This is a genomic window from Corallococcus sp. CA049B (assembly GCF_003611685.1).
Classification (GTDB): domain Bacteria; phylum Myxococcota; class Myxococcia; order Myxococcales; family Myxococcaceae; genus Corallococcus; species Corallococcus coralloides.
Genome location: NZ_RAWC01000068.1, coordinates 31,275 through 38,800, shown reverse-complemented (window position 1 = coordinate 38,800; position 7,526 = coordinate 31,275). Strand labels below are relative to the sequence as shown.

General features: G+C 71.3%; 8 protein-coding genes. 6 read left to right on the top strand and 2 right to left on the bottom strand.

Translation table 11 applies throughout. The annotated features are described in order from the left end of the window. The first annotated feature begins 252 nt into the window (after positions 1-252). Both D7W82_RS17470 and D7W82_RS17465 read left to right on the top strand, forming a co-directional pair. The gene (locus tag D7W82_RS17470) at positions 253-1,239 is read left to right on the top strand and encodes a zinc-dependent alcohol dehydrogenase family protein (RefSeq protein WP_120619439.1); all 987 of its coding nucleotides are present in this window, start codon (positions 253-255) and stop codon (positions 1,237-1,239) included. 33 nt (positions 1,240-1,272) lie between these two features. Then, complete coding sequence (locus D7W82_RS17465; protein WP_120619438.1) at positions 1,273-2,037, top strand: glucose 1-dehydrogenase; 765 nt, start codon at positions 1,273-1,275, stop codon at positions 2,035-2,037. A gap of 37 nt (positions 2,038-2,074) precedes the next feature. Here D7W82_RS17465 and D7W82_RS17460 read toward each other — a convergent pair whose 3' ends face one another. Further along, the gene (locus tag D7W82_RS17460; RefSeq protein WP_120619437.1) at positions 2,075-4,624 is read right to left on the bottom strand and encodes a hypothetical protein; all 2,550 of its coding nucleotides are present in this window, start codon (positions 4,622-4,624) and stop codon (positions 2,075-2,077) included. An 83-nt stretch (positions 4,625-4,707) separates the two neighbouring features. Then, positions 4,708-5,034, bottom strand: a complete 327-nt coding sequence (locus tag D7W82_RS17455; protein WP_370451019.1) for a YnfA family protein — start codon at positions 5,032-5,034, stop codon at positions 4,708-4,710. Between the two features lie 141 nt (positions 5,035-5,175). Here D7W82_RS17455 and D7W82_RS17450 point away from each other — a divergent pair, with 141 nt between their 5' ends. The 4 genes from D7W82_RS17450 to D7W82_RS17435 all read left to right on the top strand — a co-directional run bounded on the left by D7W82_RS17450 (position 5,176) and on the right by D7W82_RS17435 (position 7,523). Continuing rightward, positions 5,176-5,907 carry an SDR family NAD(P)-dependent oxidoreductase gene (locus D7W82_RS17450; protein WP_120619435.1) on the top strand — a complete coding sequence of 244 codons (732 nt, stop codon included), beginning with the start codon at positions 5,176-5,178 and terminating at the stop codon, positions 5,905-5,907. Positions 5,908-5,962: 55 nt separating this feature from the next. Then, complete coding sequence (locus tag D7W82_RS17445) at positions 5,963-6,511, top strand: YkgJ family cysteine cluster protein (RefSeq protein WP_120619434.1); 549 nt, start codon at positions 5,963-5,965, stop codon at positions 6,509-6,511. Between the two features lie 69 nt (positions 6,512-6,580). Then, complete coding sequence (locus D7W82_RS17440) at positions 6,581-6,961, top strand: hypothetical protein (RefSeq protein ID WP_120619433.1); 381 nt, start codon at positions 6,581-6,583, stop codon at positions 6,959-6,961. A 28-nt stretch (positions 6,962-6,989) separates the two neighbouring features. After that, positions 6,990-7,523 carry a hypothetical protein gene (locus D7W82_RS17435; protein WP_120619432.1) on the top strand — a complete coding sequence of 178 codons (534 nt, stop codon included), beginning with the start codon at positions 6,990-6,992 and terminating at the stop codon, positions 7,521-7,523. Positions 7,524-7,526 lie beyond the last annotated feature (3 nt).

Genomic DNA, 7,526 nt, shown 5'->3' with positions numbered 1-7,526 from the left:
CCACCGAGGGGTCCATTTCAGAACCTGTGCAGCCCTCACCGTCATGGCGAGGCCCGATCGTCGCCGGCCGGTAGCCTCCTTCCGCTCACGTCCGGGGGTGGACAGAGCGCCGGGGCCTCGGGGCGACGAATGCAGGCGGAGCGGATCCATCCACCAGCGGATGCACACCGCGCGTGGCATCACAGCGCACGCTCGGCAGCAGGGCGGAAGGCGATTAGGGTGACGCCGCCTTCACAGCGCGGGAGCAATGCCATGAAAGCAGTGCGCTTCTCGGCCTTCGGGCCGCCCCCCGATGTCGTCCAGGTGGTGGAGGAGTCACCCGCGCCGCTGAAGCCCGGCGAGGCGCGGCTGGCCGTGCTCGCCACGCCCATCAACCCATCCGACCTGCTCACCCTCTCCGGCGAATACGGCGTGCTGCCCAAGCTGCCCGCCACGCCCGGCAATGAGGGCGTGGGCCGCGTGGTGGAGGTGTCCGGCTCCGACGCCGTGGCCGTGGGCGACCTCGTGTTCCTCCCGCTGGGCGCGGGCACCTGGCGCACCCACCTCACCACGCCCGCCGCGCAGCTGTTGCCCGTGCCGCCGGGGCTGGACCTGCTCCAGGCGAGCATGCTGCTCATCAACCCGCCCACCGCCTATTTGATGCTGCGTCAGTTCGTGACGCTCCAGCCCGGCGAGTGGGTGGTGCAGAACGCCGCCAACTCCGCGGTGGGCCGCTACCTCATCACCCTGGCGCAGGTGATGGGCCTGAAGACCGTCAACGTCGTGCGCCGCCAGGAGTTGGCCGACCAGCTCAAAGCCCAGGGCGCGGACGTGGTGCTGCTGGACACGGATGAGCTGCCCCAGCAGGTGCGCGCGGCCACCGGCGGCGCGAAGGTGCGGCTGGGCATCGACGCGGTGGGCGGTGAGTCCGCGCGCCGCGTGGGCGACTGTCTCTCCACCGGCGGCACGCTGGTGAACTACGGCGCCATGAGCGGCAAGGGCCCCCAGCTGTCCGCGGCGGCCACCATCTTCAAGGACGTCACCCTGCGCGGCTTCTGGCTGACGCGCTGGCTGCGCGATGCCCCGCGCGAGGAGCAGAACGCCACGCTCGCGCGGATGGCGGAGCTGATGGCCGTGGGCACGCTCCAGGCGCCCGTGGACGGCACCTATCCGCTGGAGCGCATCCAGGACGCGGTGAAGCGCGCGCTGGAGCCGGGCCGCAACGGGAAGATCCTGCTCACCCCCAACCCCGCGGCGTGAAGCCCCCGCCGCTCACATGAAGGAACGACGACCATGAAGCGAGTCGAAGGCAAGGTGGCCCTGGTGACCGGCGGCGCGGGGGGCCTGGGCGCCGCGTCCGCCCGGATGCTCGCGCGCGAGGGCGCGAAGGTGGTGGTCACCGACCGGCGCGAGGGCGAGGCCCGCGCGGTGGCGGAGGAGCTGGGAGACGCCGGCCTGTTCCTCCCGCTGGACGTCACCCGCGAGGACCAGTGGGTGAGCGCGCTGGCGCGCACGGTGGAGAAGTTCGGGCGGCTGGACGTGCTCGTGAACAACGCCGGCATGGGCATCGTGAAGGACGTGGAGGAGATGTCCCTGGACGAGTGGAGGTTCGTGCACTCGGTCAACCTGGACGGCGTGTTCCTGGGCTGCAAGCACGGCATCCGCGTGATGAAGGAGTGCGGGTCCAAGGGCTCCATCATCAACATCTCCTCCATCGCGGGGCTCGTGGGCGTGCCGCAGTTCCCCGCGTACTGCTCCAGCAAGGCCGCCGTGCGCATGCTGTCCAAGTCCATTGCGCTGCACTGCGCGTACAAGGGCTACGGCATCCGCTGCAACTCCATCCACCCCGGCTACGTGGAGACCGCCATGGTGGAGGCGCTGGCCCAGGCCGGTGGCCAGGCGGAGAAGACGCGCGCGCGCATGCTCAAGGGCATCCCCGCGGGCCGCTTCGGCGAGCCGGACGACGTGGCCAACGCCGTCGTCTACCTGGCGTCGGACGAGTCCAAGCTGATGACCGGCGCGGAGATGGTCCTCGACGGCGGCGCCACCGCGCAGTAGCGCGCGGTAACGCCCCCACCCCAGGCGCCCGGGGACGTCACTCCCAGGGCGCCGTCAGCAGCTCCCCGAAGCGCATGCCCAGGTCCATGCGGCCCACCATCACCTGCCCCCAGGCGGTGGCCTGCGCGGCCCAGGTGGCGGGCGTGAGCCCCAGGGTCTCGAAGAGCTTCATCACGTCCCCGCCCTGCTGCATCGCCTTGATCATCCGCGCGTAGTCCACGAGCGTGGGGAAGGCCGACTCCGGGAAGAGCACCTCGCGGTCCACGTCCTTCAGCGGCACGCGCGGCTGGAGCGTCACCAGCAGGCGCTGCGCGTTCACGCGGGAGAGCGTCTCCTGCTGTTCGCGCTCCGCGGCCTGCCGGGCCCGGAGCGCTTCGGCCTCGCGGCGCCGCACCTCCAACTGGCGCTCCTGGTCGCGGCGGCGGGACTCGGCCACCTGGCGGTCGATTTCGCGCTGGCGCTCACGCTCCTGGTCCTCACGCCTGCGCTCACGGCGCTCGCGCATCATCCGCAGCGCGTTGTGCGTGTCGTCCAGGAAGTCGTGGTGGATGTTGGACTCCTCCTGCGGGGACGGCGTGGCGCGCACGCGCTCTTCGAAGGCGGGGAGCCACGACTCGAAGTGCTCCAGCTCCGCGTCCAGGACGTCGCGGATGCTGGCGTCGCGCGACTCCAGCCCGTTGCGCAGCGCCATGGCGCCCCTCGACACGGAGAGGGACGCCGTGCGCGGGCGCGTGCCCACCCCCTCCTCCGCCGCGTCCCAGAGGGCGCGCAACCTCCTGGGCAGCGCCTCCGCCGGGACGCGCTCCAGCAGCTGCTCCGTCTGGCGGTAGAGCCCTTCCGGGTCCACGCGCCACCAGGCCTGGAAGCGCACCAGCGCGTCCGGCTCCACTTCGCACTGGTGCTCCCACAGGCGGTCGCGCCAGGCCGCGAAGGCGGTGAGCAGGGCCGCGCGCTCGGCGGGATGGGATTGGAAGCGGCGCCACACGGCTTCGACGTACAGCTCGCTTCCGGTGAGCGAGCGCCAGGAGCGCACCACGCGAGACAGCGGCGTCACCAGCAGGTGCTGGCCCGGCCCTTCCCAGACGGCCATCAGCAGCCGGCCAGAGTGACCGGGGTCCGGGTGCTTCTCCGTGCGCGGGTTCTCCGGAGCGAGGCTCAGGTTCCGGGCCCTGGAGGGGAACATGAGCAATGCTTCCAGCAGGGCCTCGCCGCTGTTCGGGTCGCGGGCCCAGTCGTTCAGCCGCCGCTGCTCGTCCACGCCCGAATGGTGGAGGAAGCGCGCGAACGCGGAGTCGCCGAAGCACGCGGTGCGGTCCTTCGTCGTGCCCCGGTCGATGGCGTGCACGGTCTCCTCCAGGAAGGCCCACATCGCCTCGGACTCCTCTTCCTCGGGAGGCTCGGGGTCGTCGCGGGGAGGCGTGGCGGCCCAGCTGAAGAAGTCGAGCGCGGTCTCCGCGGGCAGGTCGCTCAATACCGAGCGCGCCCAGCGGGCCCAGCGCCGCTGGTCCTCCAGCCCCCATTCGCGGAAGGGGCGCCGCTTCGCGAAGGAGAGCAGCTCGTCCGCGAGAGACCCGACCGTGCGCAGCGACACGGTGAGCAGCGCCTCCAGCGCGCCCTCGGGCGGAGGGGTGGGGAGTTCGCGGAGGACCTCCTTGGCGAAGGCCGCGTCCCCGTCCCGCTGCAGGCGCGCGAGCAGCCGCCGCGAGCCCCACTGGCTCAGGGCGCGCCGCGCGAAGGCGGCGACGTCCGCGTCGGAGGAGTCCAGCGCCTGGGAGACCTCCATCTCGTCGCGAAGGCACAGCGCGCACTCGAAGCGGACCTCCGGGTCGGAGCCATACAGGCCCCGGTGCAGCGCTTCGGTGACGTTCGCGGGTGTCGGCTCATGCGAGGCCCGCGTCCAGGCGACCGCCGCGCGCGCGGACAACTCCGGCACATGGAGCACGCCCAGTGCGAGCGTCCGGATCCGCTCGCGCTCCTCGGAGCTGAGCCGAGGATTGAGGCCGTTGCGCCAGCGCGTCATCGCGAGCATGGCCTCCACCGCCACGCGGCCCTCCCCGTGCAGCACCTGGTTGCTCACGGAGAAGCGCGCCTCCTTCGACCAGACGCCCTGGTGCACACAGGCGAGCGCGCCCAGGAGGCGCAGGGTCGGATCCGGAGACCTGCTCGCCAGCCACTCCACCGAGTCCGGCATGGGGCTGAAGGGCGCGAGCATCTCCTCCAGGGCCGCATCCTCGATGGGAAGAATCACCGCCCACGAGTCCTCCAGCTCCCGCACGAAGCCGCGCTGGATGAGGAGGGGCTCGATGCGCCGGGCGTCCTCGGAGAGGCGCTGCACCGCGCCCCACTGCCGTGCGTAGCGCGCCTCCAGCACCGCCACCTGGGCGGGCTCCAGCGCGGCGGTGCGGGCCGCCAGGGCGAAGCGGTCCACGCCGGACTTCACCAACGCCCGCGCGGAGCCATAGCGCTCCAGCGGGATGGCACCACAGAGGCAGTGCGGGCACGCGGCATCAGCAGGGATGAAGCGGATGCACCCGGGGCAGCGAACCTCCGCGCCCTGGCGCACGCCGCTGTCGAGCAGGGCGGACATGCCGTGTGTCTACCCCGGTCCGGGGGTGTCGCGCACCCGGGCCACGGGCGACCGGCACGGCTCCTGGAGGCCCTGGCGCAGGACTACCTGCGAGGCGCCAGAACGATGATCGCCATTCCAGTCAGAGCCACCAGGGTCCCCACGATGTCCCAGGTGCTGGGCCGCTCCCCCTCCACGGCCCACAGCCATGCCAGGGCCACCGCGATGTAGACGCCTCCATAAGCGGCATAGGTCCTCGCGGCGCCCGTGGGGTGGAGCGTCAAGAGCCACGCGAAGGCGGCGAGGCTCACGGCCGCGGGAACGAGGAGCAGCGGAGATCTGCCCTCGCGAAGCCAGAGGTAGGGCAGGTAGCACCCCACCACTTCGGCCACGGCGGTCAGAACGAAGAGGCCCAGGGCGCGCAGGAGGATGAACACGGGGCACTTCGTTCCATGGTGTGAGGCGCGCCAGCAAGCGCGTCCGCGAGGAGCGGTGGGAATGATGCCCTTCCGCCGCATGGCCTTGCCAGCCGTGCCTGTGCCATTCGTATGCCTATCCAGGGAGGCACACACATGGGCGCATTGGACGGGAAGATCGCGGTCGTCACGGGCGGGAGCACGGGCATTGGCTTCGCCATCGCGGAGCGCTTCGCCAGCGAGGGCGCGGAGGTGGTCATCGCCGGACGCCGGCAGCAGCGCCTGGAGGACGCGGCGGCGAGGATTGGCCGGGGCGCCCGGGGCGTCGTCACCGACGTAGGCGATGACGCGCAGGTGAAGCGGCTCATCGACTCCGTGCCGCGCGTGGACCTGCTGGTGACGTGCGCGGGTGGGGCCGTGTTCGGCGCGGTGGACAGCGTGCCCTCGCAGTCGTGGCGGGCCCTCTTCAACGACCGCTTCTTCGGCCAGCTCTCCGCCTGCCACTACGCGGTGCCGAAGATGGCCCCGGGCAGCGCCATCATCCTGTGCTCCGGCATCGCGGGCCACACGGCCCTGGTGAACTACTCGGGCGGCGCGGGCCTGTGCGGCGCGGTCAACGCCATGGGCCGCTCGCTGTCCGTGGAGCTGGCGCCCAAGGGCATCCGCGTCAACGTCCTGTCCCCTGGCCTCACGCGCGACACCGCCATCGACTGGGGTGTCCCGCCGGAGCAGGTGGGCGCGTTCCTAGACGCGCTCGTGAGCAAGGTGCCCCTCAAGAAGCCGGGCACCGTGCGCGACATGGCGGACGCGGCGTACTTCCTCGCCACGTGCGCGTACGCCACCGGTCAGGTCATCGACATCGACGGCGGCTGGACCGCCGGGACGTAGCGCTCCCGTAGGACGGATGCGCCGGTACCGGAGGAGCGATAGATAAGTCGCTCCGATGAGCACGTCAGACGAAGCGCGCCGCGCGCTGGAGGCCGTCTACGCACGCGTGGAGGCGCGCACGGCGGACATCTCCGGCTCCCATGACTGGTGGCCCTGCCGAAGAGGATGTGATCACTGCTGCCGCCACCTGGCCGCGCCGCTCCCGCTCACGCAGCTGGAGTGGAGCTACCTGGAAGAAGGACTCCAGCAGCTCTCCGCAGAAGTGCTGGAGGAGATCCACGCCCGCGCCGACGCCCTGGCCCGGCAGGAGGCCCGCCCGTACACCTGCCCGCTGCTGAACCTGGAGACGGGGGCGTGCCGCGTCTACGCGCACCGGCCGCTGGCGTGCCGTTCGTATGGCTTCGCCGCCGCGCGCGACGGCGGCCTCTTCTGCCACTTCATCCTGGACCTGGTGGGAAAGCACGGCGACGCGGACATCGTCTGGGCCAACCAGGACGCGCTGGAGGACGCGGTGGCGCGGCTGAGTGGAGCCACTCGCCCGCTCCCCGAATGGTTCACTGAGACGAGACACAGCGCTCCGCGAAAACTGGACCCTTCCACCTGATGGCATAGAACCCCGCGCTCCTGGAGCACCCAGGAACAACCGCCTATCCAACAGAGAGCAGGAGTCCGCATGAAGAAGACGGGAATGATGTGGGGTCTGTGTATCGCGATGGGTCTCTCCGCCATCAGCTTCGCCGGCGAGCGGTTCAGCTCTTCGGTCTCCCTTGACGCCACGGCCCGCCGTTTCAGCGGAAACCTGGGGACGGCCCGCAACGGCTCGGACAGCTTGTCGTACCTGTGGTGTGCGTCCACCGGGTCGGGGGTCGGCTGGTGCCACGCGAGGGATGCCGCTGGCGTCACCCTGAGCTGCGCGACCACGGATGCCGGCATGCTCGCGACGATCCGCTCGCTGAACTCGGACTCGCGCCTGGAGGTTCTCTACGACAGCGCGGGGATGTGCACGTTCATCTTCGTCGCCACCGGTTCTCACTTCGAGACCAAGGGCCCCTGAGCCGCTCGCGTTGAAGGCACCCCGCGCCATGATTCCACTCAGCCGCACGCTCGTCGTGCTCAACCTGATGTTCTTCGGCGCGGGGCTCGCCCTCTTCGTGCAGGGCCAGCGCGCCTCCGACAGCCACCGGGAGCTCGGGACCCGGTTGGAGCGGATGGAGGGGCGACTCGACCAATTGCTCGCGCAGCGCCAGGTTCCCGCCGTGGCGCTGTCCGGTGCGCCCACTCCAGCGCCCGCGCTGCCCACGGACCTGGACGCGCGCATCGAGCAGGCCGTGACCCGCGCGCTTCAGGCCCAGGCGCCCCATGCCTCGCCCCGGGAGGACCCGGCCCCCCAGGAGTCCCCCCCGCCAGACACGCGGAACGCCGAGGCCTGGGCCCGCGGCAACGAGGTGGTGGAGCGGGCACTCTCCGCACGCCGATGGGGAGATGCCCAGGCGCGAGAGCTGTCGGCATCCGTGCCCTTGCTCACGCAACAGCAACAGATGGACCTGCTGCGCCGGCTCAGCGTGGCCATCAACGAGGGCCAGCTGAAGGTGGAGACTCTCGGGCCGCCCTTCTAGCCG